Consider the following 25000-nt stretch of genomic DNA (forward strand, 5'->3'; position numbering starts at 1 on the left):
AGTTAGCTTGGCTTCTCGGATGAACATGATATTATCCTAGCATATCAGGGGATAAAGCCGTCCTGAAGGACGGGGCTTGCATCCCATATTTCCGGTCAACTCTGGACAAGCGGAGAGATTGGGGGTACACGTTGGTAACTATTAAAATTTATCTGGAGGGTGGGGGAGACTCAAAAGACCTCTTATCACGCTGTCGTGAGGGTTTTCGCAAGTACCTTGAGAAGCTAGCTCTAGACCGGATGCCACGGCTGATTGCTTGCGGAGGAAGGGCTCAAGCTTTCGATAAATTCTGCACTGCACTGAAGAATCGAAAAGAAGGTGACATTATCCTGTTGTGGATCGATAGCGAAGACTTTATCACTGATATCGAGCAAACATGGCTACATCTCACAACCCGCGATGATTAGCAACAGCCAGCGGATGGATAGATGAGGACGTTTTGCTGATGGTAACTTGTATGGAGACATGGCTACTCGCGGATCAGGTTATGCTGCGTAGCCATTATGTGAACGGCTTGCAAGACTCAGCTTTACCCCCTCTTTTTGACTTAGAGAACCGCAGTCGTCACCTTGTTCAGGATGCATTAGTAAGGGCGACACGGAATTGTAAGAACTTTTATAAGAAGGGTGAACGCTCATTTATACTTCTTGGCATAATTCGACCCGCTGAAGTAGGGAAAATTTGCCTAGGTGCCGAGCGATGTGAACGTATTTTAAAGGCGCGGTGCAAGTGATTCTGAACCCGGTTACTCATGTTGATAGCGCAGCCCATTGGCGGTAACAGTCTTCTACAGCACGGGCAAAACCTACCCCATCCCCGAGGGACGAAGCGAGGACCCATTCCCGTAAACTGGCGCGTAACTGGGTGAGCCGCGTCCGGTCCTGAGCTAAATCCACACCTACCCGGACCCAGGTTTCAGCATCAGTGGGGGCCAACTCCGCTAACCCAATAGCACTTAAAAAGGAGAATCCGTAGCGTGAAGCCGTCCGCTCCCCGGTCAAGGAGAGTACGGGCACGCCCATGACGAGAGCTTCTAGGGTCGTGGTGGCTCCTTGGTACGGGAAAGTATCGAGGGCTAGGTCAATCTGGTGATAACAGCTCAAATGTTCAACGGTGGTCGCGCAATTAGCTAAAAAAGTCACCCGCTCCGGTCCAATCCCCCACTGGGCAAGCTGAGTCCAGACCCGTTGCTGCACCCCCGGATCGCTCGTCTGACGGGACTTCAGGACCAGACGGCTCCCGGCGACTTGGTGGAGCAGTTGACCCCACAAGCTGAGCGTTTGGTCTGTTACTTTACTGATGTTATTGAAAGACCCAAAGGTAATGAAACCTTCCGTTACTGCGGGTAGGGAGTTGACGGTTGGTAAATCGGCGGGAGGTTGGTAGCAGTGGGCGGGGCGGTCCAGATTCCACACCGTCTCCGCGAAATACTCCGGGGTGCCCGGTGGCGTCAGCCAGGAGTCCGACAGCCGATAATCCATCTCCTGTAAACCCGTACTTCCTGGAAAGCCCAACCATGAGACTTGAACCGGAGCTAACCGCTGAGCGAAGACCGGGAGCCGATTACTAGCCGTATGTCCAGCCAAGTCCACCAAAATATCAAGCTGGTGCGCTCGAATCAGTTCCACCAACGCTAGATCGCTGAGTCCCACCGTGCTGTGCCAACCCTCCATCAATGCACGGAGTCGGGCCGTCACCCCATCCGGTTGCGGGACCTCACTGTAGCCAATCACTTCAAACTGCTCCCGGTCGTGAGACGCCAGCAGCGGCTCAATAAACCACTGACAGGAGTGATGACGAAAATCCGGGCTGACATAACCTACCCGCAAACGACTCTGGCGTGTGGGTTTGGGTCGGGGACTAGCAGGAGCACAGGTCTGGGCAAAGTCGGTTAAGGCGGACTGCCAAGTGGTCTGAGTCAGATCCGCTTGATATTGCAGGGCCAACAGCAGGTTGGAATGGGTGACGGCTAACCGGGGTTCAAGGGCCAAGGCTTGACGGTAACGGGCGATAGCGGCGGCACCCTGACCCTGGGCCTGGAGGACATTCGCCAGACAAACTTGGGTCTGAGCTAGTTTAGGTCGTAGCGCGATGGCTTGCTCGAATCTATGGCTGGCGGCGGTAAGCTGACCCGAGTTTGCCAGAAGGACCCCCAAGGTATAAAAAGGTTCGTCCCAGTGCGGGGCTAGGGTCAGGGCTTGTTCGTAATGGTACTGGGCCGCGTCGGATTGACCCAGGGCTTCTAGGGCTTTACCTAGGGCTTGGTGGGTCTCGGGGCGGGGCAGGGCTTGGAGAGCCTGTTCTAGCCATTGACTAGCCCCGACTAGATCACCTCGGCGGAGGGCAATACTTCCTAAACCGTTGAGGGCTTCCGGTTGGTCGGGTTGCTGCTGGTAGACCTGGTGGTAAATTACCCTGGCTTGCTCTAGTTGACCCGCCTTGAGTTGCTGACGGGCTTGGGCTAGGAGGTCCACCACAGACGGCGGGTGGTTGGTCGGGCCGAAACCCCTGGGTTTAGCCATAGGACTTGCCTCGGTTCAGCATCCGTTGCTCAGCTTAACTCCTTAGTGGGAAGCGCACCCCGGCTCCATACCTTTTCTGGCGTATCCTGGAAATAGCTGTCTTCATGAAGATTCATGTACTGCACCATTGTCCGGCGGGCTAAGTTCAATGCCAGCCACCGTTACTGGCTCGAAGAATGCACTCCCCCACAGAATCAAGCCCGGTTTGGTCCAACCGTCGGGGTACATGGGCACGATTACGTCCTGTTTGTGACGATGGCGGGTCCGGTGGATGGGTACGGCATGGTCCTCAATCTCTCCGAGGTCAAACACCAGATCCGTGACCTTGTTACCGCTCCACTCAATTACCAGCACCTCAACACCGTCTGGCCCGAATTCGCCCACACCCTGCCCACCACCGAATATCTCGCCGCTGTCATCTGGGCACGGCTTAAGCCCCACTTGCCCATCACCCAGATCCAAATCTATGAAACCGACACCCTCTGGGCTGCCTACCAAGGAGAAGCTATGACTGCCTATCTCACCGTCTCCACCCACTTCAGTGCCGCCCACCGCCTCGCCCTTGATACCCTGACCCTGGCGGAGAATACTGAAATCTACGGGCTGTGTGCCCGCGTCCACGGTCATGGACACAACTACGGGCTAGAGGTCACGGTGGCGGGTGAAATTGACCCACGGACTGGGATGATTGTGGACCTAGCACATCTGCAACAGGCCATCGAACGCCATGTGGTCAAACCCTTTGACCATACATTCCTTAACCACGACCTTCCCTATTTTCAAACCGTCGTCCCCACCGCCGAGAATATCGCCCTCCACATTGCCCAACTCCTCCAAACCCCTATTCAGGAATTGGGGGCGCGTCTTCATAAAATTAAGCTCATTGAGAGCCCCAACAATGCCGCTGAGGTCTTAGTGACCGCACCTGTCCCGAACCTGGTCGCTCTATTGACGGCCCACGGCTAGTGAAACGGGGGGATACCATCCGCGTCGAGGTCCACCCCAACCGGGCCACGCAGAGCTTGTTGGTCTTAGTTGTCGGAGCTTATTTTTTGAGCATGGCCCTGACCCCGGAGGAATGGCGGTGGTTGGATGGGGTGGACCTCTTGATCCATGAGGCGGGCCATGTCCTGTTTCGGCCCTTTGGGGAATTTATGATGATTGCCGGGGGGAGTCTCTTGCAAGTGATGATGCCCGCCCTGTTTGTCGGGTATTTCCTACGCCAAGGACAGCCCTACTCAGCGGCTCTGGTCCTGTTTTGGGTCGGGCAGAGTATGCTCAATGTCTCGGTTTATGCAGCTGATGCCATGGCGATGCAATTACCCCTACTCGGCGGGGGGCATGTGATCCACGACTGGAACTACCTGCTGGTCCAGACTGGGCTGCTACCGTGGACTCCGTGGGTAGCCGGAGCCCTCCGGGGTTTGGGAACCTTGACTATTTTGACGGGAATCGCTTTGGGGCTGGGGGTGAGTCACCCAGCCCTCACTTGGCGGACGCGGACTTAACTGTTGCCAGAGCCCCAACCCCGCCACATAGCCATAGCCCAACAGGTACAACAACAAAAACGGTAAAACCCCATAGGCCCCGGTCTGGAGCGCGATTTGAATGGCCTGGGCACTGTAGAGACACAGTAAAATCTCCCCGAGTAACAGCCAATCCAGACCCAAGCGGTAGCGTTTATCCTGCCAACGGTCCCCAGGGTGGCGGACGTTAAATTTAGGCGTGCGCCGAAAGGGGGTATCTCGGTTGAGGAGAGCCGCCCCCACGGCCCAACTGTTCGCCCAAGAGATCCCTGTCCCCAAGACCGCCAACAACGCCACTAACCCGCCTTCCCGTCGCCAGCCCTTCGGGTCGAGGTCCCGGCGGGCCATGGCATAGAGCAAGGGTGGCCCGAGGGTCGCCGGGACCATGAACGTCCCCCAGACCATACTCAGCGGATGTTTAGGGACCCAGGGTACCGTCAATAGGGGTAGCGACAATAACAAAATGAGGACCATTAAAGGATGGACACAGTACCCCGTCAAATGGAGAAAGGCTTGTAATTTCCGCGTCCAGGGACCCGGTTGCCGTAGCACCTGGGGTAAGAGTTTCCGGGCACATTGGATCGAACCCTTGGCCCAACGGTGTTGTTGGAGCTTGTAGGCGGAGATGGCTACGGGTAGTTCAGCCGGAGCGACAATATTTTGAGCATAGGCCAGCCGCCAGCCCGCCAACTGTACCCGATAGCTCAAGTCCATATCCTCCGCCAGGGTATCCGCCTGCCAGCCCCCCGCCGCTAAGACCGCCCTTACCCGCCAGATCCCCGCCGTCCCATTGAAATTGAGCCAATAGCCTTCACGGGCACGGGCCTGTTGCTCCACCGTGAAATGCCCGTCAATCCCCAAGGCTTGCAGGCGAGTCAGCAGAGAATAGTCCTGATTCAGATGGCCCCACCGCGTCTGGACCACCGCGATCTCTGGGGCAGTGAAGTGGCCCATGCTCTGCTTGAGCCAGTCCGGGGCGGGCAAAAAATCAGCATCAAAAATCGCCACATACTCAGTCTGGAGTGAACCTTGCGCCGCCCGCAACGCCCCGGCCTTGAAGCCCTGACGGTCAGTGCGGTGTAGGTATTGGATCTGGAACCCCGACTGTCGGGCTTGGGTTACTTGTTCACCCAGAATGTCACAGGTCTCATCTGTGGAGTCATCAAGGACCTGAATATAGAGTTGGTCACGGGGGTAATCTAGCTGCAGAATAGCTTCGACTAGGCGTTGCGCGACGTAGAGTTCGTTATAGATAGGTAGTTGGATAGTGACGGCGGGCCAGGTCGAGGGGGTCACGAGCGGGGCTTGGGGACGACGGTGACGGTGGGCGGTCAACCAGTAAGCGTTCATCCCATAAAGAAATAACCACCCCGCCGCCAGACTGTTGAGGATGAGCATGGTCAAGGCGACCCAATCGGGCATGGTGGACTCCGGCAGCGTTTTGATACCTTACCGCAGAGTGTAGCTAGGGGCTAGCAACCAGTGAGCAGCTGAGGCAGAAGCGATAGTTCTTGCTCTGCGTTGGGTAGTCCTAGAGACCCGTTAGAGGCGCGGGGTTGAGTCGCCGGGACTCGCTACACTGAGACCATGCCCCAACGCCTTGACCAATCCCTCGTTGAACGGGGACTCAGCCCCAGCCGCCACCAAGCCCAACTGCTGATCCGAGCGGGGCAGGTCCGGGTCAATGGCGAACTCACCGATAAACCGAGTACCCCGGTGGACCCGGCGGCGGAAATTATCATCAAAGTCGCGCCCCGGTTTGTCTCACGCGGCGGCGAAAAGTTACTGGGGGCCTTGCAGGTGTTTCAGCCGTTACTTGCAGGCCGGGTTTGTCTGGATGGGGGCGTTTCCACCGGCGGATTCACCGATTGTCTCTTGCAACAAGGGGCCAGCCGGGTCTATGGCGTAGATGTGGGCTACGGGCAGGTGGCTTGGACACTGCGGACTGACCCCCGCGTCATCCTCAAGGAGCGGACCAACCTGCGCTATCTCACGGCTGACCAACTCTATCCCGCCGGGGACCCACGGGCGGACCTCGCTGTGGTGGACCTATCTTTTATTTCGTTAACTAAAATTTTCCCGGCTCTTTGGGATTTATTGGTAGAACCCCGCGCGAGTCTACTACTGGTCAAACCCCAATTCGAGTGTGGACGGGCCGAGGTGGGCCGGGGGGTAGTGCGTGATCCTCAGATTCACCAAGCTGTACTAACTAAAATTATCCAAGCGGCTGAGCAACAGGGCTGGCAAACTCAGGGCCTCACTTGGTCGCCCCTCACCGGACCCGAGGGCAATATTGAGTACTGGCTTTGGCTGGGGACCCAGGCGCAGCCCGTCGAGCCGAAAGTAGTGGTCCAAGCTGCCCACGCTCACTTTAAGGCTTGAGCCAAGACGCGGAGAGTGGCAATGACCGTGGAGGCCGCGCCTACATCCTGGAAATGATGTTTAATCTTGCCCTTGCGGTCCAAGATGAAAAACTGTACCCGGCTCCGTAATGTCTTCTGATTACGCTCGATGGCACCACGCTCAAACCGGGCTAGTTGAGTCAGTTCCCGGTCAAAAATCCAGTATTCCGCTAGGGGACTCGCCTTGAGCAGATCGAGGGTAACAGTCCCCTCCCAGTCCGGGATGTAGACCCAGAGACCGGGTTCATAAACTCGTCCATTCTGACGGAAACGTTCTTTGAGTTGGGCACGGGCTGCTGTCAATTGCTCCTCGATCATTGTGGTTGCTAGCCCATGGGCAAAATCGGGCACCCCGCGTAGATCCGCCACCGTGACAAAAGCAAAGTTGCGGTTACTGCTGAAGTTGTAGACTAGTTCCTGACCAACCTTAGCCGCCGCATCCGCATTCTCTCGATTGGCGACGATGACACAGGTATACCGGCCCTCCAAACGTTCGGGGGTGAAGGCTTTCCCGGCGAGGTCCATCGCTGGACTCAAGAAAAGGGGCGCAGTAGCTTGGGCAGGCGTGGTGCCCATGCCCAAGACCACGAGCAGTGCGAGCATTTGTTTGAACAAGGGAAATACCTAAATCCCAGTAGACTCTAGCCTAATCCGCTTGAGTAGAGCGGCGGAATTAAACTAAAAACCACTTCCTTATAGGCGTGACGTAGATAGTTCGACGGCGGGTATACGCCGCGCTCGCCTTTTCTTCCAGCAAAGTTCAAGTCCCTAGGCGAACCGACTGTACTTGTTCTAATGTTGCCATAGGCCATGTCCTGAGCATAAGTCAACTAAGACGATTCGCTAAGGTTAATGACTCGGGACAGAAGCCAGGACCAAACGCGGCAAACGATGCTTGAACCCGCACAGAATCTCGTAACTGATCGTCCCCAACGCCTCCGCCCAAGCCTCGGCGGTCTGTCCTCCCCCTGGACCCAAAAAAGTCGCCACATCCCCCGGCTGGACCCCCGCCATCCCGGTTACATCCAGCACACATTGGTCCATGGTGATTGCCCCCACTTGGGGTACGGGTCTGCCGTGGACTAAAACTTGAATCCGATTCGATAAATTGCGGGGCACTCCGTCGGCATAGCCAATCGCTACCGTTGCCAGCGTGGACGGGCGTACCGTGACAAAAATCTGCCCGTAGCTCACCCCCGTCCCGGTAGGAACCTCCTGCACCTGAGTAATCCGGGCCTTGACGCTCATTACGGGCTGGAGGGGTAAATGGGCCAAATGAGGTTCAGGACTCAGACCGTAGAGAGCAACCCCGACGCGCACTAAGTTGTGATGCAACCGGGGACTCAGCAGGGTCCCTGCCGAATTTGCCAGATGGACTAAAGGCGGTAACATGCCATGGGTTTGAGCTTGGGCGGGGACTGTATCAAAACGTTCTACCTGCTCACGGATCCCATCCTCAAAGCGGGTCGTTGCTAAATGCGAGTAGATCCCCTGGGGTTGCAAGAGCGGTAGACGGTGGACTAGTCGGATGAAGTCTAACCCCGCTTCCCAGCGCGTCCCCAGCCGACTCATACCAGTATCAATTTTGAGATGGACGGGGAGCGGTGCCCGTAAAGTCTCGGCATAGGTGAGGGCCTGCCGGGGTGTACATAGGGTAGGTTGCAAGTGCCAGTGGACGACCTCCTGGACCTCCTCCGGGCTGTTGGTTGCCCCCATCAGGAGGATCGGACAACGAATCCCCGCCCGTCGGAGGGCCATCCCCTCCTCAATTGTCGCCACCCCTAGCCAACTCACCCCACTCGCTAAGGCCGTCTCACTGACACTGACTGCCCCGTGACCATAGGCATCGGCCTTGACCACCGCCAGCAGGTGGACCCTTGGCCCGATCCAGTGTTTGAGGACCTGAATATTATGGGTCAACGCCTGCGGGTCAATCTCGACCCAGGCCCGATAGTCCCGCTGTAACATTGGTTTGCTCCACTGCTTGCCAAAATTGCGCCGGTTCGCGGACCCAGGCTTCTTTCTTAGGTTTCGATTTCGTCTTGAGCCAGCATTCAAGCCGCAGGGCTGCTGGATAAGAATTCACCTGCCACTGGGCGGCTAACCCACTAAATCCCCGCGCCCGGATATATTTCGCTCCTTGACCGCGCTGATGACACCCCATCCGGCGGACTAGATTAGTCGTCGCCCCGCAATAGAGACTCCCGTCCCCACAGCGCACTAGATAGACCCAGGCCGTCATCAGGGGGAGCGGCGACGACGTAAAAATTCCGGGATATCTAGGAGGTCGTCTCGGTTTGCTGGACTGGGGGAACCGCTGGGTTTGAGCGGGGAGTTCGCGGCGGCGCGGTTGAGTTTGTTGGTATTGTGCTGTTCGTTGCTGAAACCCGTAGCGATGACGGTAATCCGCAATTCACCCTGGAGCCGTTCATCAATTACCGCGCCAAAAATAATATTGGCATTGGGGTCCACCACGTCAAAAACCGCCTGGGCCGCTTCGTTCACTTCCACCAGGGTCAAGTCGTGGCCCCCGGTGATATTGATGACTACGCCGTTAGCTCCCTCAATTGAGGATTCCAGGAGCGGGGAGGAGATGGCAGTGACTGCTGCTTCTCTCGCCCGTGACTTGCCAGAACCCATCCCGATCCCCATCAAAGCTGAACCCGCATCTGCCATCACCGCCCGCACATCGGCGAAGTCTACATTGATAAGCCCCGGCACCGTAATAATGTCACTGATCCCCTGGACTCCTTGGCGTAGCACATCATCGGCTAAGCGAAAGGCTTCTTGCACCGGGGTCTGGTCGGAGATGACCTTGAGGATACGGTCGTTAGGGATAATGATGAGCGTGTCTACCCGTTGCTGTAGGGCCTCAATTCCCATCTCCGCCTGCTGCATCCGGCGACGGCCCTCAAAGGTGAAAGGCCGCGTCACTACCCCTACACTTAAGGCCCCGACTTCTTTGGCAGCCGCCGCGACGATCGCCGCCGCTCCGGTCCCTGTCCCGCCGCCCATCCCGGCAGTGATAAAGACCATATCCGCCCCTTCCAGGATGCTCAAGATCTCCTCACGGGATTCCTCAGCGGCCTTTTGACCAATGGAAGGATTTCCCCCGGCCCCGAGTCCCCGCGTGAGCTTCTGTCCAATCTGTAAACGGTTATTGGCTGCGGAATTAAGCATGGCCTGCGCGTCGGTGTTGATCGCCCAAAACTCAATCCCGGTGACACTACTGGCAATCATGCGGTTAACGGCGTTACCGCCGCCGCCGCCGACCCCGATTACTTTGATGCGGGCCATTACACTAGGGATGATATCTTCATTGGCTGGCGTAGACGCGGGCATAGGGCGATAGGAACCGTGATTGGATTGGTCTGATCTTACCCGAGCTTGTTGAGGTTCGCCTTGTTCATCGGGCAGGTATTTCGTCCAGTTGGGCATGGGATGGCACTTCCTTAGTTGAAGATAGTGGGTTTAGGCGGGGTGGGTAAGGGTTTCTGGCGGATTTGGGGGGCCAGCGGACTCCTTAGGTCAATGAACGCCACCCGCTCGCGTGCGACAACCCGAGGGAGGTGACGCAGCCGGTCCAGGGTCAATAGTTGCTCCTTTAACTGGAGTTGGTCGGGGTGTCCAAGGTGGACGACCCCCAATCCCGTCTCCAGAATCAAGTTGGCGGGGTCCGAAAAGTTCACCCGCCGGACTGGGACCGCCGCTGTCGCCAAAATTGGATACAACTGCTGCCATCGCGCCTGCAACTGAGCGGTATAACCCACCACCCGCAAACTCGGCTGAGCCAAGGTTGGATAGTGGCGTAAGCTCAACCATACCCCGTCTTTGTCCAAGACACCGGGCTGACCCTGCTCAAAAGCCACTGCGACCGGGGTGCGCTCTAAAATTGTCAACTCCAACCGTGGGGGCCAGTGCCGACGTACCCCAACGGCAAGGACCAACGGCTCGCGATGTACAAGGGTCTGGAGTTCACCCGGTTCCACTTCAAAGATGCGTAAAGGGAACTCTAGCGCAAGCAAATCGCGGACCCGTTGGCTTGTCAAAACCCGTTGTCCCACCACCACTACCTGCTCAGGACGGACTAATTCCCACGGACTCTGCCCGACCCAAAAACTCAATCCCACTAAAGTCAACAGCAGCCCGTAACGCCACCAATTCTTAAGTCGCTGGTACCATTGTTGCCGCCGGACCAATTTACGGCGGGCGACGTAATCTTGCTTGCTAAATTGAGCCTGGGTAAGCGTCATGAAAGACTGTATTTTTACTGGTTATTATGAACATCTTTTCAGGTTCAGGTCAAGGAATATTTGTGGATAACCGAATCGGTGGGGATGAGATGAAAAATAGGCTGCTGTCTTACCCTAGATCGCTACGTGAGTCTGTACATCAACGCTCTTGAGACTGAGATTTCTGGAGCCGCAAAGCGACGGGTATGAGTGGGTACACTAGTGAGCGTTTAGTGGGAGTCGTCGTGGCGATTACGGTTTGGGCAGTCGTGGTCGCCCTGATGTTGGGAGCGGCGGTGGGTAGTTTTCTCAATGTTGTCGCCTATCGCTTGCCCCTGGGCTTATCGTTACTATGGCCCGGTTCGCGCTGTCCTGATTGTTTGACCCCTTTGGGTGCCACTGAGAATATCCCGGTCCTGGGTTGGCTTCTGCTCCAAGGGCGTTGTAAACATTGCCAGCGGCCCATTGCGCCCCGCTATCCCTTGGTAGAACTGCTGACAGCGGGATTATTTGCGCTAATTGTTTTAAAGGTCGGGGTGACGGTAGTCGCAGCGGGATACATGATCTTGGTTGCGCTGTTGCTTGCGTTGAGTCTGATTGACTTCGATACCCTGGAATTACCCCACGAACTGACCTTACCGGGCATTTACCTGGGGTTGGGCTGGCAGATGGGGGTGATTTTTGGTGATAGTCCCTTAATCGGTTTGTTAGAGGGTTTGTTGGGCTACGGCGTGGGCGTTTTGTTACTCGATACCATCGCGGTTCTGGGCCGAATTTACCTGTGGTTAAAAGTCCGCTCAGGCGCACTACTGAGTTGGCAGCCCGTGGCGGCGTTGGGGGTCCTGGGTGCAGGCTGGGGACTGGGACTGTTTTTCTCCCCCCAAGTCCCGCCTTGGGCGGTGGGATTGGCGTTTTATGGTGCGGTGTTATTGAGTTGGGATACCGTGTTTATCCTGAGAAGTTTTGGTCAAAAACCGATCCTTGAAGAAGCGGATGAACTAGTAGCCCTAGGCGGTGGAGATGTACTGTTAGCGGGTCTTCTGGGGTCTTGGTTGGGTTGGCAGGGCCTCTTGGTTGCCCTTGCTGTCGGCTTCTTGACCGGCACGGTCTATGGGTTGGGAGCCCGTCTGAGTCAACGGTTAGGAGCACTCGAACGGTTTGCTTTTGGTCCGTTTCTGGCCCTGGGCGGGGTAGTGAGTTTGTTGTGGGGAAATATACTGATTGATAATTACCTAGGCTTTCTGGGTATAACTTGACCTGTGGTCTACGCCATACAGTGGCATGGGCGCGTCTTAGACAAACTGGCAGGGGTGTGCTTTTTCGTGAAGGAGCCGGGGTGTAGTGAATGTCTTAAAAGGCTTGTTATCGTCGGGCGCGGGGAGTGTCGGAGTCGGCATTGACATTACCCCAGAGCAAATCTTGATCACCCAACTCACCAAGCGCGGGCCACGCAATCTCACCTTGAGTAACCTCACCTGGGCACCCACCCCGACGGGAGCGGTCATTGATGGACGGGTGGAGAACCCGGCAGCAGTGGCGCGAGTCATCCAAGAACTGATGGAGGCCCGCCGGATCAAGCCTGGTACCGCCGCCACGGCCATCCCCTCGCGCGAAGCGGTGACGCGGTTGATCCGGCTTCCGGCGGAACTTCAAGCCGCTGAGTTACGTGAGGTAGTCCTCAACCAAGAAGCCGAACTGTATTTGCCTTTTCCCCGCGATGAAGCCTACGTTGATTACCAGTCCCTTGAGACCAGCCAGGATAATGACGGGATTCGTCGTCAAGAGGTGCTGTTGGTGGCGGCTCCCCGCGACATTGTGGATAGCTACCTCACGACAATTCAGCAGGCCGGGTTGACGACCAGAGTTGTGGACGTGGCGAGTTTCTCGATTATCCGGGTCCTCCGCAACAAACTTTTGCAGTACGCCCCTGAGGAGGCGGTGGCCCTCCTGGTTATCCAGGCGGACGGGACTGAGATCTCGATTTTGATCAAAGGCGTACCCCAGTTCTCGCGCACCGTACCGATTGGCACCTGGGAATTTCGGGAAGCCCTCTGCCGTGCCCTCGATCTGCCCCCTGGTCAGGCGACCAGTCTTTTACAGAGTCTTACCCCGCCCCTGAGTGGAACTTCTGGAGTCGAGGTGGAAGACCAGTCTTTCTCTGGGCGCGGGTTGGCGGCCCTACGGCGGATTTTGACAGAACTCGCTGAAGAGATCCAACGGTCTCTGGATTTTTATCTCTCTCAAGGCGACGTGGCCCCCATTGCCCAAATACTTTTAGCGGGGACCGGGGCGACGATGAACCAGTTGGACCAGTATCTTTCCCAACGCTTGAGTTTGCCGGTGGAACGGATTGACCCCCTACAGATTCTCTCTTTAACTGAAGATGAAGTAATCCCAGCGGACATCCGTTCGGGCGTGGGCACCGCCTTAGGTTTGAGTTTACGCACCCTGGGTTAAGGAGGAGTTGCCATGTACGTACCTGAAATTAACTTTCTGAAGGACCGCACCACTGAGGGAGTAGCCGAACCGCTCGTCTCGGAATCCTTTGAGAGTGAAGGGGGGCTAGACCCCCTCATCGTCGCGGTGGTCCTCCCGGTCGCCGCTCTAGGGCTAGTCGCCGCAGTCACCCTATTCTTCAACAGTCAGATTGGAAGTAAGACCGATGAACTGGCAGCCCTCAACAGCCAGATTGGCGTGGTCCAGGCCGAAGTCGCGAGCCTCAAGAGCCAAGAAAAAGAACTCCAGGAGTATCAAAACCGCTCCCAGGCTGTCATCAACCTCTTTGACCTCTCGCGTCCCTGGTCCGCCGTCCTTGAAGACCTGCGCCGCCGAGTGCCTTCAAGTGTCTGGCTAGAGAACTTCACTGCTAAGGAGAACGCTGTCCAGATTAGCGGACGTGCCCTGGATTACACCCAGGTCGCCGCTTTCCAGTTGACCCTGGCAGATTCACCCTTTGTCGAGGCCGTGGAACTCGAAGACACTAGCCAACAAGCTGCCACCGCTGAGAGTCCCGCCACCGTCTCCTACAAGCTCAACCTCAAACTCAAGCAGCAGGGTATCGGTCAGTTCGCCACGGTCCTCGAAGAAGCCGGGTCCATCGGACTGCTCGAAAAACTACGCCGCCTACAGAAGGAGAACCTGATCCAATGACAACCCAAGTATTCGGGATTGACCTAGACCGCCGCTCCATCGCGCTAATGGTGGGATTGGTCCTAGGGAGCATTGTCGGGGTGGTAGCCTTCAATTTTGCCTACCCCAAAGTGGCGGAAGTCCAGGCTCTAGATGAACAACTCAACACCGCCCGTACCAATCTTGATAGCCAGACCCAGCAGCGCACCAGCCTTGCTCAGGTCCCAATCAAGCTCAGCCGTGCCCGCCAAACCTTTGATAATCTGACGGCCCTACTGCCCAAGGAAGCGGACCAATCCATCCTGCTCATTGATATCGCCCGGATTGCTAAGGGTTCCCAGGCGAGCTTGACCCAGTTCACCCCCGGCAAACTCGTCGCCACTACTGAAGTTACGGGTCTCAGTAACCTTTATAAATCCACGAGCAAAGTTACCGTCAGCGGTGATTTTACCCAAGTTTTGGTCCTGCTTAAGGACCTAGAGCGGCTGGAGCAATTGCTCAAGGTCGAGGATGTCACGGTCGCTCCAGGGACCAAAGCTGCCAATGAGGTCAACGTGGGTCCCCAACCGCTGACCGTCACCTTTAATCTGTCGGCCTACGCCCTACCCACGGGTCCGTTGCCGCCCTCAGTTACCCCGGCGACGGCGGCCCCAGCGACTCCAGCCCCGGCTACTAAGTAATTACGGTCCCTTGTGAGTGAGGAGTGTTTATGCTGATTCGTCTCATTGGTGTGCTTACGGCGGTCGGCTTGGCCTTACCCGTGACCGCCCAGATCCTGATTGCACCCACAGTTAAGGCAACATTCACCCAGGACGCGCTCAACGTCTCGGGGAGCCGCCCGGACCCCTTCGCTAAACCCGTGGGAGCCCAGATTGTCCCGGTCCTCGTTGTAGAACCCCCGCCCAAGCTCTCAGTCATGCCTAGACCTTCCAAAATGCTCCAAGTCTCCCCCACTCCCATCGCCCTCTCCGTCAACGTGAAGGGTTTCGTAGTTGCTAGTGGGACCCCTACTCTTGCCATCTTGAGCCGAGAAGGGAGTACAGACTTTGCTCAAGTAGGTGACACTATCCTCTCTGCCCAAGTCGTCGCCATCTCGCCCATGAGCCGTACCGTAACCCTCAGCGAGAACGGCAAATACATCGTCCGCGCACTAGAGGCCACCCCATGAAGAAGCTCCTGATCGCCTGTACTGTGGGCTTGACCCTCCTCATCCCCGTCACCATTGCCCAGACCTTCCCTAATGTCACGGCTGTCAAACTCGAAGGGGGTTCATTTTTTAGCCCCACCAAGGTCATCCTTGAACTCAAGGGCACGACTCGCCCCGAGTTGACGATGAGTCGCCAGGGGAGTACCACGTTTGTTGACCTCAAAGAAGCTGTCCTCGCTCTCAAAGCCCCCGAAGTCATCAATAACCCCGGTGGTGGTGTAACTCGCCTAGAAGTCCGGCAGTTAGATGAGCGTACCGTCCGCATCATCCTCACTGGGCAAGGCAACCCACCTGAGGTGAAAGTAGATGTCGCGACCCCCAGTCGGGTCAGCCTGATTCTTGGCGGTGGGCCAGGGACCGGCGTTGTTACCAACAAAGCAACTGAGACCCTAGCGGGTGATCTCAGGACCCCAGACCGCCCGGAGCCCAGTCAGAACCGCCAGTTTAGTGCCCGCGCCATTGCCCCACCGACCGGAGATGTGGCGATTGCGTCGTTGAATGTGGAGCCCCTTGTGCGCCTTGGTACCAATGACCCGATTACCCTGGTCCTCAAGGATGCCCCCGCCCGTGAAGTCCTGACCCTGATGGCCCGCCGCGCCGGACTCAACGCTATTTTCGCTGAGGATGTCGCTGGGAAGACGGTCTCGGTGGATGTCCAGTCTGAGTCCCTAGAACAGACTTTTAATCTGATCTTGCGCCTGACCGGGCTCAAAGCCCAGAAGATTGACCGTACGCTAGTGGTAGGAGCGACGCTGCCTCAGGATCTAGTCCAAAGTTCCATACGAACCTACCGACTCAACCAGGCGAACGTGGCCCAGGTGCTACCCCAACTCCAGCAGTTGACCGCTCAACTCCAAGAAACCATCGTTCCAATCGTTGACCCGCGCACCAACTCCCTGACCATTGTCGGGAGTCCCCGTGCCCTTAAAGTCGCCTCCGCCCTGATTGCCCAGCTTGATGTCCGTAAACGGCAGGTCATGATTGCCCTGAAACTAGTGGATGTAGACCTACTCGACACCAAGAACCTAGGGATTGGGTTTGGCTACCAGTTGGGCAAGTTCTCCATCGGCAGTTTGGAAACTGGCAATGTCGGGACCCCTGCTACCTTTATTACTTTCCCTTCCACCAGCACGGCGGCGGGTTCTACGACTGGCACTACTGTTTCGTCAACACCCATTAACGGGGAGACCACTTTCCCCGGTGGTGTTCCTACCGTGACCAGACTTAACATTGGTACCCCGATTGGTCCTGCCGTCAGCGACAACTTCATCAGTAGCTTTGACAGCACAGTTTCGGATCTGACCTCCCAGTTACAGGCGCGGATTCAAGCCTCCGTTCAAGCCGGGAACTCCAAAATCCTGGCTGACCCTAAGCTCGTCCTCGAATCCGGGGTGGGCGTGACCGATGCCACCAACGGACGAATTGACATCAGCGATGACGTAATTGTGGGGACTCAGATTACCGTGGACCCCGCCACGGGGCTGACCTCCACCACCGTCCAAAAAGACCGCGCCGGGGTGATCCTGGATGTCCAGTTGTTCAATATTGACGACAACGGCTATGTGAACTTGGGCATCCGGCCCTCGGTCTCCTCGATCATCTCCACCCAACGGGATGCCAATAACAACCTGATTACCTTGCTCAGCCGCCGCAACATTGATATCCGCCGCCTGCGCCTCCGCGACGGTCAAACCCTAGTCCTCGCGGGCTTAATTCAGGACCAAGACATCACAGCGGTTAACAAAGTCCCCATCCTCGGTGATATCCCGATCCTCGGGGTGCTCTTCCGGTTCGAGAGAGTCCAGAACCGCCGCCGGGAACTCGCCTTGATGGTTACACCTTACGTCTTGAAGGACCCAGTCGAGACGGGCACCCCGCCAACGAGCATCCAGCCCTAGTCAGTGAGCAAACCTAGATGAGGAGAAAGTCGTGAAAAAATCCCTGTTGCTACTTTTACCCCTACTGATGGGACCTGTCCTCGCCCAAGGTGTTGAAGAAGTTCCCCTCAGCGATGTCTGGTCTAGCATCCCCTATTCCCCCTTTGATTACAGTGAGAACGTAATTCGGCTCAAGCAAGGACCAATCTTCAAACAGTTTGTCCAGAACTACGAGAATGCCTACGTGGAGCCCGCCCTGCGGACCCGTGATTTACCTACGCCCTTCACGACTTCTCTGCGCCAGGAATTGGGGTATTACGAAGCCACCCAGAACCAAGCCGACACCACCAACCCCTAACTAGAGCCCACAACTGGGGAAGTTACAATGGGTCCATGAACAAGCTGTTGTTGCTGGTGGATGGTCACTCGCTGGCCTTTCGGTCCTACTGGGCCTTCAATCGCGGCAATGACGGGGGTTTACGCACTAAGTCGGGCATCCCGACGAGTGTGACCTATGGCTTCCTCAAGGCCCTCTTTGAAGTCCTAGCTAAGGAAAATTTTGTGGGCTGTGCCGTAGCCTTTGACCACCATCTGCCCACTTTTCGCCATGAAGTAGATGAAACCTATAAAGCGGGCCGCCCTGAAACTCCTGCTGAATTTATCAGTGATTTAGAAAATCTCAAAGGGATTCTTACGGCGATGCAGGTCCCGACGATTGAGCTTTTGGGCTTTGAGGCCGATGATATTTTGGGGACCTTAGCTTGTGCCGGACTCCGGGAAGGTCATCAGGTCAAAATCCTCACTGGAGACCAAGACCTCTTCCAGCTAGTAGATCCAGACCGACAAATTACCGTCCTGCAACCCAACAGTAAACAAGGAATGATCCTGGAGTTTGGAACCCAGGAAATTAAAGATAAGTTGGGGGTTTGGCCCAATCAAATTGTGGACTACAAAGATCTCTGCGGTGATAGTTCAGACAATATTCCCGGTGTCAAGGGCATCGGGGCTAAGACTGCCGTTAAACTCCTGGAAGACTACCCTAATCTCGCTGCAATTTATGAACATATTGATGAAATTAAAGGTGCAGTTCAGAAGAAACTGATTGAAGGTAAAAAAGAGGCTGACCATTCCTACTGGATGGCAACCCTCCGTACTAATGTACCCCTAGCTGTGACGCTCCAGGATTGTTATTGGCGGAATTTTGACCTAGATGCAGTCAAAACAATGCTGAACCAGCTAGAGTTTCGGACCTTGACCCGTCAAGTGGAACAGTTTGCCCGTGGCGGACAGCTTGAAACCTCCGGCCCCCCACTGCCACGCGAATTAGTGATGGAATCGGAGGACCTCTGGTTTGACTTCAAGCCCACGGTTAGATCCACGCACCAAGTTGTTATTGTAGACACCCTAACTGCATTTCAAGACTTTCTAACTGCGTTGCGTGAACATCCTGGTCCGGTGGCCTGGGATACCGAGACTACTAGTCTCGATCCCCATGAAGCTCGCCTTGTGGGGATTGGTTGCGCTTGGTCTGCTGATACCGCTTACTACCTTCCCTTGGGGCATCGTGAGGGAACATGTTTAGATCTAGGTATAGTTCTAGCTGCTCTCGCCCCCGAATTTGCCGACCCCAAGCGGCCTAAGATTTTTCAAAACACCAAATATGATCGGCTTATCTTGAGACAACAGGGTTTAGAACTCCGGGGTGTAGTTTTTGATCCAATGCTGGCGAGCTATGACCTCCAACCTGAGGGCCAGCATAAGCTCGACGTAATTGCGTTGAACCTGTTGGGTGTAGAGATGACTCCCTATGAGCAACTGGTACCACGGGGTAAGACGATTGATGAATTACCTATTACCAAAGTTGCGAATTACTGTGCGATGGACGCTCTCTGTGCTTATCGAGTCACAAACATTCTTCAATCCCGACTCGCTAATAATCCCAAACTTCTTCACATTTTTCACACTCTCGAACTCCCGCTTGAAGAAGTACTCGCCGATATGGAATGGGTCGGGATTCGGATTGACAGCGATTATCTAGCCAAGCTCTCCCAGGAATTACAACTGGACCTCGAACGCCTGGAACAACAGGTCCATGCTGCCGCCGGGATGACCTTCAACCTCAACTCCCCTAAGCAACTGAGCGAAATTCTCTTTGACCGTCTGGGTCTCTCCACCCGCAAGACTCGCAAGACAACCTTAGGCTGGTCCACCGATGCCGCCACCCTTGAAAAGCTCCAAGGCGACCACCCGCTAGTCGATGGCATCCTCGAACACCGGACCCTCGCTAAACTGCGCTCCACCTACGTCGAAGCTCTACCCAATCTGGTCAGCCCCAAAACCGGCCGCGTCCATACCGACTTTAATCAAGCCGTAACTGTAACCGGACGGCTGAGTTCCTCTAACCCCAACCTGCAAAATATCCCGATCCGTACCGAACTGTCCAAACGCATCCGGCAAGCTTTTATTCCCGATGTGGACTGCTGTCTAGTCTCGGCGGACTATTCGCAAATCGAGTTACGGATCTTGGCCCATGTGAGCGGCGAACAAATCCTAATTGATACTTTTCGGAATAAGGGTGATGTCCATACCCTGACCGCACAACTCCTCTTCAACCGGGAAGATATCACTCGTGAACAACGCTACTTAGGCAAGACCATCAATTTTGGGGTGGTTTACGGGATGGGAGCCCAGCGTTTCGCTCGCGAGACTGGCGTGACCTCCCAGGAAGCCCAGAAATTTCTAGAGAGCTTTTATGAACGTTACCCCAAGGTCTTTGCCTACCTGAGGGGCACGGAGAAACTAGCTCTCGAACAAGGTTATGTCGAGACCCTCCTAGGCCGTCGTCGTCACTTCCCGGGCCTGAACCAACTCCCCACCAACCAACGCCTCACCGCCCTCCGCCAAGCCACTAATGCCCCAATTCAAGGCACCGCTGCCGACATCATCAAACAAGCGATGATTACCCTCCACCAGGAACTCAAGCCCTATCAGACCCGCATGGTCCTTCAGGTTCATGATGAACTCGTCTTTGAAGTCCCTCAAGCCGAATGGCCCCTAGTTGAAACCGTAATCCGCACCGCCATGGAGAACGCCTACCCACTCCAGGTCCCCCTTTTTGCCGATATCCACTGTGGACCCTCCTGGTTGGAGGCTAAATGACGATAGCCCGCGCCCTGACCATTGCCGGTTCTGACTCCGGGGGCGGCGCGGGTATCCAAGCTGACCTTAAAACTTTTGTCTGTCTGGGTGTACATGGGATGAGTGCCCTCACCTGTACCACGGCTCAAAATACCTGCGGGGTCCGCTCTACCCATAGCCTGCCCCTCGACCACATCCGAGACCAAATCCAGATGGTCGTGACTGATATTGGGGTGGATGCTACAAAAACCGGGATGCTCTTGAACCGGGTCATTATCCAGACCATAGCTCTAGAGATTAAAACCCTGGGTCTCACCCCGCTGGTTGTAGACCCAGTGATGGTCTCCCGCACTGGAGCAAGACTTTTGGACGAAGATGCCACCACGGCCTACCAGCGGACTCTTTTTCCCCTGGCAACCCTCGTCACGCCTAATCTCTACGAAGCCGCTATTTTGAGCGGTATGACAGTCCAGACCCTAGCTGAGATGGGTGAGGCTGCCCGACGTATCCATGCCCAAGGACCCCGTTACGTCCTAGTCAAAGGGGGAGCTAGGGCTGAGCATCCCGGCACGGACGTATTTTTTGATGGAATTACCCTGACGAACTTCATAATCCCCAACATCATCACCATGAATACCCACGGCACCGGCTGTACGTTAGCCGCCGCCATTACCGCTTACCTGAGCCTGGGTTATCCCATGGTTGAAGCCATCACCCAGGCCAAACAATTCCTCGATCAAGCCCTCCGCCACGCCCTAGCAATTGGTCAAGGCCAAGGACCCGTCGGTCACAGCTTTGCCCAGGCCCGACCTCTTCCCTGGAAAGCACTATGAACCCCTTAATCGTGATTCCCGATATCCACGGACGGTGGGACAAACTTCAAAATCTCCTGGGTATGCTCTGTGTTCTGGGTTACACCCTAGACAACTTGGTTTTCCTCGGCGACATGATTGACCGGGGACCAGACAGTGCCCGAATTATTGACTGGCTCATCAAGCACCGCGCCCAATACCCCAACACAGTCATCCTGCGCGGCAACCATGAAGAACTAATGCTAGAGCATCTAGAAACGGGTAATGACACTTGGTTTCGGCCCAACAACGGCGGAGTCGCGACCATTGCCTCCTACCGCCGCTTCTTAGGAGCCGAGCTGAAGACCACTCCCCAACTCCTCAAAGCCCTCCGCGCCTGCGGTCACTTCGATTTCCTCAATAGTCTGCCTTTCTACCATGAGACTGCTGATTACTTCTTCAGTCATGCCCCCATCCCCAAACCGATCTACCGCCCCGTTGGTGGTCTCACGGTCATGGAGTCCCTGCCCCTGCCCCGCGAACTGTACTGCTGGTCCTACCCCGGACGTATCCCCGAAGCTGAGTATGCCTACCAACACCCAGCGCGGTACGCCGTCTGTGGGCATATCCATCGGCTGCGTGAAGAGATCTTTGAGGCCCGCCTCTATGACCACATCTGCTTTCTGGATGCGGGTTGTGGCTGTCATAGCCAAGCTGCTCTAGCCGCACTAATCCTGCCCGAGAAAAGAATTTTATATTCCCTCTAAAAAAAAGCTTGACACTCTAGAAAAGGCATTGCTATATTAGGTGAGCCCGAGAGGGAACCGAACCTTTAAAAAAGAATAACCTGAAAGCCAAAAAGAATGGCCCGAGTCAATAACTTGGTTACATTAAGTGTTTTCACTTCGGTGATAACACGGGCTAAATGAGAGCCTTAGTGGTCGGCGTTTAAATGACGTTGGCCCAAACTCACTTCGGAGAGTTTGATCCTGGCTCAGAATGAACGCTGGCGGCGTGCCTAACACATGCAAGTCGAACGGTCGCAAGACAGTGGCGGACGGGTGAGTAACGCGTGGGAATCTGCCCTCAGGTGGGAAATAACAGTGGGAAACCGCTGCTAATAACCCATATGGCGAAGGCTGAAAGATTTATCGCCTGAGGATGAGCCCGCGTCCGATTAGCTAGTTGGTGGGGTAAAGGCTTACCAAGGCTACGATCGGTAGCTGGTCTGAGAGGATGATCAGCCACACTGGGACTGAGACACGGCCCAGACTCCTACGGGAGGCAGCAGTGGGGAATTTTCGGCAATGGGCGAAAGCCTGACCGAGCAACGCCGCGTGAGTGATGAAGGACTGTGGTCTGTAAAGCTCTTTTGTGAGGGACGAATTCTGACGGTACCTCACGAATAAGGATCGGCTAATTCCGTGCCAGCAGCCGCGGTAATACGGGGGATCCAAGCGTTATTCGGAATTATTGGGCGTAAAGCGTACGTAGGCGGTTTGCCAAGTCTGGGGTTAAAGCCCGCAGCTTAACTGCGGATCGGCCCTGGAAACTGGCAGACTTGAGTATGGTAGGGGCAAGGGGAATTCCACATGTAGCGGTGAAATGCGTAGATATGTGGAGGAACACCTGTGGCGAAAGCGCCTTGCTGGACTGTAACTGACGCTGAGGTACGAAAGCCAGGGGAGCAAATGGGATTAGATACCCCAGTAGTCCTGGCCGTAAACGATGGACACTAGGTGTGATGCGTATCGACCCGCGTCGTGCCGTAGCTAACGCGTTAAGTGTCCCGCCTGGGGAGTACGCACGCAAGTGTGAAACTCAAAGGAATTGACGGGGGCCCGCACAAGCGGTGGAGCATGTGGTTTAATTCGATGCAACCCGAAGAACCTTACCAGGGCTTGACATGTCGAGAATCCTGCGGAAACGTGGGAGTGCCTTCGGGAACTCGAACACAGGTGCTGCATGGCTGTCGTCAGCTCGTGTCGTGAGATGTTGGGTTAAGTCCCGCAACGAGCGCAACCCTTGTTGTCAGTTGCCATCATTAAGTTGGGCACTCTGGCGAGACTGCCGGGGACAACTCGGAGGAAGGTAGGGATGACGTCAAGTCAGCATGGCCCTTACGCCCTGGGCTACACACGTGCTACAATGCGGCGGACAAAGAGTTGCGAACCTGCGAAGGGGAGCCAATCTCAAAAACCGTCGCTCAGTTCAGATTGGAGGCTGCAACTCGCCTCCATGAAGTCGGAATCGCTAGTAATCGCAGGTCAGCATACTGCGGTGAATACGTTCCCGGGCCTTGTACACACCGCCCGTCACACCATGGAAGCTGGTCATGCCCGAAGTCGGTGTACCCGCCGAAGGCAGGGCTGGTGACTGGGGTGAAGTCGTAACAAGGTAGCCGTACCGGAAGGTGCGGCTGGATCACCTCCTTTCTAGGGAGACCTCCAGCAACACTGGTGACAGAGACTCTGAATCCTAATTCGGGATTCATTAAGGGCCTCAATTTAAGTCCCAGGGGGTTGACTGGTATCCCAGGTCGATCGGACATTCTTTTTTCTTTCAGGTTAGGCTGGGTTTGGTCCCTCTTTGGCACTTGCCAGATTGGGCTATTAGCTCAGTTGGTTAGAGCGCACCCCTGATAAGGGTGAGGTCTCTGGTTCGAATCCAGAATAGCCCACCACCCTGGGGGTATAGCTCAGTTGGTAGAGCGCTGCCTTTGCAAGGCAGATGTCAGCGGTTCGAGTCCGCTTACCTCCAAAAAAAGTGGTAAGTCGACAAAAACTTGTTGACCTCGTAAGGCGTGATACCTTTGTAAAGCACCTTGAAAACTGCATAGAGAGAAGTCAGGTTACACGCCATTTAAGCTAGAAAGGGCAAACGGTGGATACCTTGGCACAGGCAGCCGATGAAGGACGCGGCGACCGGCGAAACGCCTCGGGGAGCAGGAAGCATGCTTTGATCCGGGGATATCCGAATGGGGCAACCCGCTACCCGTAATGGGGTAGCTTATAGGGAACCGAGCGAATTGAAACATCTTAGTAGCTCGAGGAAGAGAAAACAAAAGTGATTCCCCTAGTAGCGGTGAGCGAACGGGGAACAGCCTAAACCGATGGACTTAGGTCTGTCGGGGTCGTGGGACGGCATTTAGGAGTGCGTTGGCTAGACGAAGCTTCTGGAAAGTAGCATCACAGAGGGTGATAATCCCGTAGTCGAAAGCTGACAAACCCGAGCCCAATCCCGAGTAGCATGGGACACGTGGAATCCCGTGTGAATCCGCCAGGACCATCTGGTAAGGCTAAATACTCGCCTGTGACCGATAGCGCACCAGTACAGCGATGGAAAGGTGAAAAGAACCCCGGGAGGGGAGTGAAATAGAACATGAAACCGTTTGCCTACAAGCAGTTGGAGCCCGATTTAACGGGTGACAGCGTGCCTGTTGAAGAATGAGCCGGCGAGTTACGTTTAGTGGCAGGTTAAGTCGGAAATGACGGAGCCACAGGGAAACCGAGTCTGAATAGGGCGTTGGTCACTAGGCGTAGACCCGAAGTCGTGTGATCTAACCATGGCCAGGATGAAGCTCAGGTAACACTGCGTGGAGGTCCGAACCGACTAATGTTGAAAAATTAGCGGATGAGTTGTGGTTAGGGGTGAAATGCCAATCGAACACGGCGATAGCTGGTTCTCCCCGAAATGTGTTTAGGCACAGCGTCGTTGGGTAGCAAGGGGGGTAGAGCACTGAATCGGTGCGGGCTGCGAGAGCGGTACCAAATCGAACCAAACTCCGAATACCCTTGCGTTAGACGGCAGTGAGACTGTGGGGGATAAGCTCCATGGTCGAGAGGGAAACAGCCCAGACCACCAATTAAGGTCCCCAAGTCATGGCTAAGTGATTAAGGAGGTGGGGTTTCATTGACAACCAGGAGGTTGGCCTAGAAGCAGCCATCCTTTAAAGAGTGCGTAATAGCTCACTGGTCAAGAGATCCTGCGCCGAAAATGAACGGGGCTAAGCCATGCACCGAAGTTGTGGATTTATGGTAGGGGAGCGTTGTGTTGTAGGTTGAAGTGTCAGCGTAAGCAGGCATGGACGAAGCACAAGTGAGAATGTCGGCTTGAGTAGCGAAAATATTGGTGAGAATCCAATACCCCGAAAACCTAAGGGTTCCTCCGGAAGGT

19 protein-coding genes, 2 tRNA genes and 2 rRNA genes (1 of these 23 cut by a window edge) are annotated in these 25000 nt (G+C 55.6%); 16 read left to right on the forward strand and 7 right to left on the reverse strand.

Annotation, left to right across the window (positions count from 1 at the left end; translation table 11 throughout):
- Window positions 1-749: 749 nt before the first annotated feature.
- A complete protein-coding gene (locus tag HFM78_RS11175; protein ID WP_287129527.1) occupies window positions 750-2522 on the reverse strand; it encodes a tetratricopeptide repeat protein in 1773 nt (590 codons plus the stop codon).
- A gap of 114 nt (window positions 2523-2636) precedes the next feature.
- On the opposite strand from HFM78_RS11175, the gene HFM78_RS11180 reads away from it, so the two are divergent.
- Window positions 2637-3488, forward strand: a complete 852-nt coding sequence (locus HFM78_RS11180; protein ID WP_287129528.1) for a 6-carboxytetrahydropterin synthase — start codon at window positions 2637-2639, stop codon at window positions 3486-3488.
- 419 nt (window positions 3489-3907) lie between these two features.
- Here the strand turns inward: HFM78_RS11180 and HFM78_RS11185 are convergent, their stop codons facing one another.
- Window positions 3908-5470 carry a glycosyltransferase gene (locus HFM78_RS11185; RefSeq protein ID WP_287129529.1) on the reverse strand — a complete coding sequence of 521 codons (1563 nt, stop codon included), beginning with the start codon at window positions 5468-5470 and terminating at the stop codon, window positions 3908-3910.
- Window positions 5471-5635: 165 nt separating this feature from the next.
- Here HFM78_RS11185 and HFM78_RS11190 point away from each other — a divergent pair, with 165 nt between their 5' ends.
- A complete protein-coding gene (locus HFM78_RS11190) occupies window positions 5636-6430 on the forward strand; it encodes a TlyA family RNA methyltransferase (RefSeq protein ID WP_287129530.1) in 795 nt (264 codons plus the stop codon).
- Here HFM78_RS11190 and HFM78_RS11195 read toward each other — a convergent pair.
- The 5 genes from HFM78_RS11195 to HFM78_RS11215 all read right to left on the reverse strand — a co-directional run bounded on the left by HFM78_RS11195 (window position 6415) and on the right by HFM78_RS11215 (window position 10703).
- Window positions 6415-7065: a hypothetical protein gene (locus HFM78_RS11195; protein ID WP_287129531.1), complete on the reverse strand. Its 651-nt coding sequence runs from the start codon at window positions 7063-7065 to the stop codon at window positions 6415-6417. The genes HFM78_RS11190 and HFM78_RS11195 overlap by 16 nt on opposite strands.
- A 234-nt stretch (window positions 7066-7299) precedes the next feature.
- Complete coding sequence (alr, locus tag HFM78_RS11200) at window positions 7300-8418, reverse strand: alanine racemase (RefSeq protein ID WP_287129532.1); 1119 nt, start codon at window positions 8416-8418, stop codon at window positions 7300-7302.
- Entirely contained in the window at window positions 8381-8692 is a 312-nt protein-coding gene (locus HFM78_RS11205) for a GIY-YIG nuclease family protein (protein WP_287129533.1), read from the reverse strand. Before HFM78_RS11205 ends, alr begins: the two co-directional genes overlap by 38 nt.
- Complete coding sequence (gene ftsZ / locus HFM78_RS11210; protein WP_287129534.1) at window positions 8692-9888, reverse strand: cell division protein FtsZ; 1197 nt, start codon at window positions 9886-9888, stop codon at window positions 8692-8694. Before ftsZ ends, HFM78_RS11205 begins: the two co-directional genes overlap by 1 nt.
- A 14-nt stretch (window positions 9889-9902) precedes the next feature.
- Entirely contained in the window at window positions 9903-10703 is an 801-nt protein-coding gene (locus HFM78_RS11215) for a cell division protein FtsQ/DivIB (RefSeq protein WP_287129535.1), read from the reverse strand.
- A 185-nt stretch (window positions 10704-10888) separates the two neighbouring features.
- Here HFM78_RS11215 and HFM78_RS11220 point away from each other — a divergent pair, with 185 nt between their 5' ends.
- The 14 genes from HFM78_RS11220 to HFM78_RS11285 all read left to right on the forward strand — a co-directional run.
- Window positions 10889-11938 (forward strand): A24 family peptidase, encoded by a 1050-nt coding sequence (locus HFM78_RS11220; protein ID WP_287129536.1) that lies wholly within the window; start codon window positions 10889-10891, stop codon window positions 11936-11938.
- An 85-nt stretch (window positions 11939-12023) separates the two neighbouring features.
- On the forward strand, window positions 12024-13139 hold the full coding sequence (gene pilM, locus HFM78_RS11225; RefSeq protein ID WP_287129537.1) for a type IV pilus assembly protein PilM: 1116 nt from the start codon (window positions 12024-12026) through the stop codon (window positions 13137-13139).
- A gap of 12 nt (window positions 13140-13151) precedes the next feature.
- Entirely contained in the window at window positions 13152-13832 is a 681-nt protein-coding gene (locus HFM78_RS11230) for a PilN domain-containing protein (protein ID WP_287129538.1), read from the forward strand.
- The gene (pilO, locus tag HFM78_RS11235; protein WP_287129539.1) at window positions 13829-14491 is read left to right on the forward strand and encodes a type 4a pilus biogenesis protein PilO; all 663 of its coding nucleotides are present in this window, start codon (window positions 13829-13831) and stop codon (window positions 14489-14491) included. The genes HFM78_RS11230 and pilO overlap by 4 nt, the downstream gene beginning before the upstream one ends.
- 29 nt (window positions 14492-14520) lie before the next feature.
- Complete coding sequence (locus HFM78_RS11240; RefSeq protein ID WP_287129540.1) at window positions 14521-14979, forward strand: hypothetical protein; 459 nt, start codon at window positions 14521-14523, stop codon at window positions 14977-14979.
- Window positions 14976-16916, forward strand: a complete 1941-nt coding sequence (locus HFM78_RS11245; RefSeq protein ID WP_287129541.1) for a secretin N-terminal domain-containing protein — start codon at window positions 14976-14978, stop codon at window positions 16914-16916. The genes HFM78_RS11240 and HFM78_RS11245 overlap by 4 nt, the downstream gene beginning before the upstream one ends.
- Window positions 16917-16947: 31 nt before the next feature.
- On the forward strand, window positions 16948-17253 hold the full coding sequence (locus tag HFM78_RS11250) for a hypothetical protein (protein WP_287129542.1): 306 nt from the start codon (window positions 16948-16950) through the stop codon (window positions 17251-17253).
- A gap of 35 nt (window positions 17254-17288) precedes the next feature.
- A complete protein-coding gene (polA, locus tag HFM78_RS11255) occupies window positions 17289-20054 on the forward strand; it encodes a DNA polymerase I (RefSeq protein WP_287129543.1) in 2766 nt (921 codons plus the stop codon).
- The gene (thiD, locus tag HFM78_RS11260) at window positions 20051-20866 is read left to right on the forward strand and encodes a bifunctional hydroxymethylpyrimidine kinase/phosphomethylpyrimidine kinase (RefSeq protein ID WP_287129544.1); all 816 of its coding nucleotides are present in this window, start codon (window positions 20051-20053) and stop codon (window positions 20864-20866) included. The genes polA and thiD overlap by 4 nt, the downstream gene beginning before the upstream one ends.
- Window positions 20863-21591, forward strand: a complete 729-nt coding sequence (locus tag HFM78_RS11265; protein ID WP_287129545.1) for a metallophosphoesterase — start codon at window positions 20863-20865, stop codon at window positions 21589-21591. The genes thiD and HFM78_RS11265 overlap by 4 nt, the downstream gene beginning before the upstream one ends.
- A gap of 204 nt (window positions 21592-21795) precedes the next feature.
- Window positions 21796-23259: ribosomal RNA gene (locus HFM78_RS11270) — 16S ribosomal RNA — on the forward strand.
- 171 nt (window positions 23260-23430) lie between these two features.
- Window positions 23431-23507, forward strand: a tRNA-Ile gene (locus HFM78_RS11275).
- 4 nt (window positions 23508-23511) lie between these two features.
- A tRNA-Ala gene (locus tag HFM78_RS11280) sits at window positions 23512-23584 on the forward strand.
- 100 nt (window positions 23585-23684) lie between these two features.
- A 23S ribosomal RNA gene (locus tag HFM78_RS11285) occupies window positions 23685-25000 on the forward strand; its annotated part runs 1069 nt beyond the window's last position; the annotation flags it as partial.

The sequence above is a fragment of the Candidatus Cyanaurora vandensis genome, from assembly GCF_013285555.1.
In the GTDB taxonomy this organism is placed as follows: Bacteria; Cyanobacteriota; Cyanobacteriia; order Gloeobacterales; family Anthocerotibacteraceae; genus Cyanaurora; species Cyanaurora vandensis.

What these genes read in the sequence shown, in the direction of transcription:
- HFM78_RS11175 (WP_287129527.1), bottom strand. Translation starts at nt 2,522, where the DNA reads ATGGCTAAACCCAGGGGTTTCGGCCCGACCAACCACCCGCCGTCTGTG.
- HFM78_RS11180 (WP_287129528.1), top strand. Translation starts at nt 2,637, where the DNA reads ATGTACTGCACCATTGTCCGGCGGGCTAAGTTCAATGCCAGCCACCGT.
- HFM78_RS11185 (WP_287129529.1), bottom strand. Translation starts at nt 5,470, where the DNA reads ATGCCCGATTGGGTCGCCTTGACCATGCTCATCCTCAACAGTCTGGCG.
- HFM78_RS11190 (WP_287129530.1), top strand. Translation starts at nt 5,636, where the DNA reads ATGCCCCAACGCCTTGACCAATCCCTCGTTGAACGGGGACTCAGCCCC.
- alr (WP_287129532.1), bottom strand. Translation starts at nt 8,418, where the DNA reads ATGTTACAGCGGGACTATCGGGCCTGGGTCGAGATTGACCCGCAGGCG.
- HFM78_RS11205 (WP_287129533.1), bottom strand. Translation starts at nt 8,692, where the DNA reads ATGACGGCCTGGGTCTATCTAGTGCGCTGTGGGGACGGGAGTCTCTAT.
- ftsZ (WP_287129534.1), bottom strand. Translation starts at nt 9,888, where the DNA reads ATGCCCAACTGGACGAAATACCTGCCCGATGAACAAGGCGAACCTCAA.
- HFM78_RS11215 (WP_287129535.1), bottom strand. Translation starts at nt 10,703, where the DNA reads ATGACGCTTACCCAGGCTCAATTTAGCAAGCAAGATTACGTCGCCCGC.
- HFM78_RS11220 (WP_287129536.1), top strand. Translation starts at nt 10,889, where the DNA reads ATGAGTGGGTACACTAGTGAGCGTTTAGTGGGAGTCGTCGTGGCGATT.
- HFM78_RS11230 (WP_287129538.1), top strand. Translation starts at nt 13,152, where the DNA reads ATGTACGTACCTGAAATTAACTTTCTGAAGGACCGCACCACTGAGGGA.
- pilO (WP_287129539.1), top strand. Translation starts at nt 13,829, where the DNA reads ATGACAACCCAAGTATTCGGGATTGACCTAGACCGCCGCTCCATCGCG.
- HFM78_RS11240 (WP_287129540.1), top strand. Translation starts at nt 14,521, where the DNA reads ATGCTGATTCGTCTCATTGGTGTGCTTACGGCGGTCGGCTTGGCCTTA.
- HFM78_RS11245 (WP_287129541.1), top strand. Translation starts at nt 14,976, where the DNA reads ATGAAGAAGCTCCTGATCGCCTGTACTGTGGGCTTGACCCTCCTCATC.
- polA (WP_287129543.1), top strand. Translation starts at nt 17,289, where the DNA reads ATGAACAAGCTGTTGTTGCTGGTGGATGGTCACTCGCTGGCCTTTCGG.
- thiD (WP_287129544.1), top strand. Translation starts at nt 20,051, where the DNA reads ATGACGATAGCCCGCGCCCTGACCATTGCCGGTTCTGACTCCGGGGGC.
- HFM78_RS11265 (WP_287129545.1), top strand. Translation starts at nt 20,863, where the DNA reads ATGAACCCCTTAATCGTGATTCCCGATATCCACGGACGGTGGGACAAA.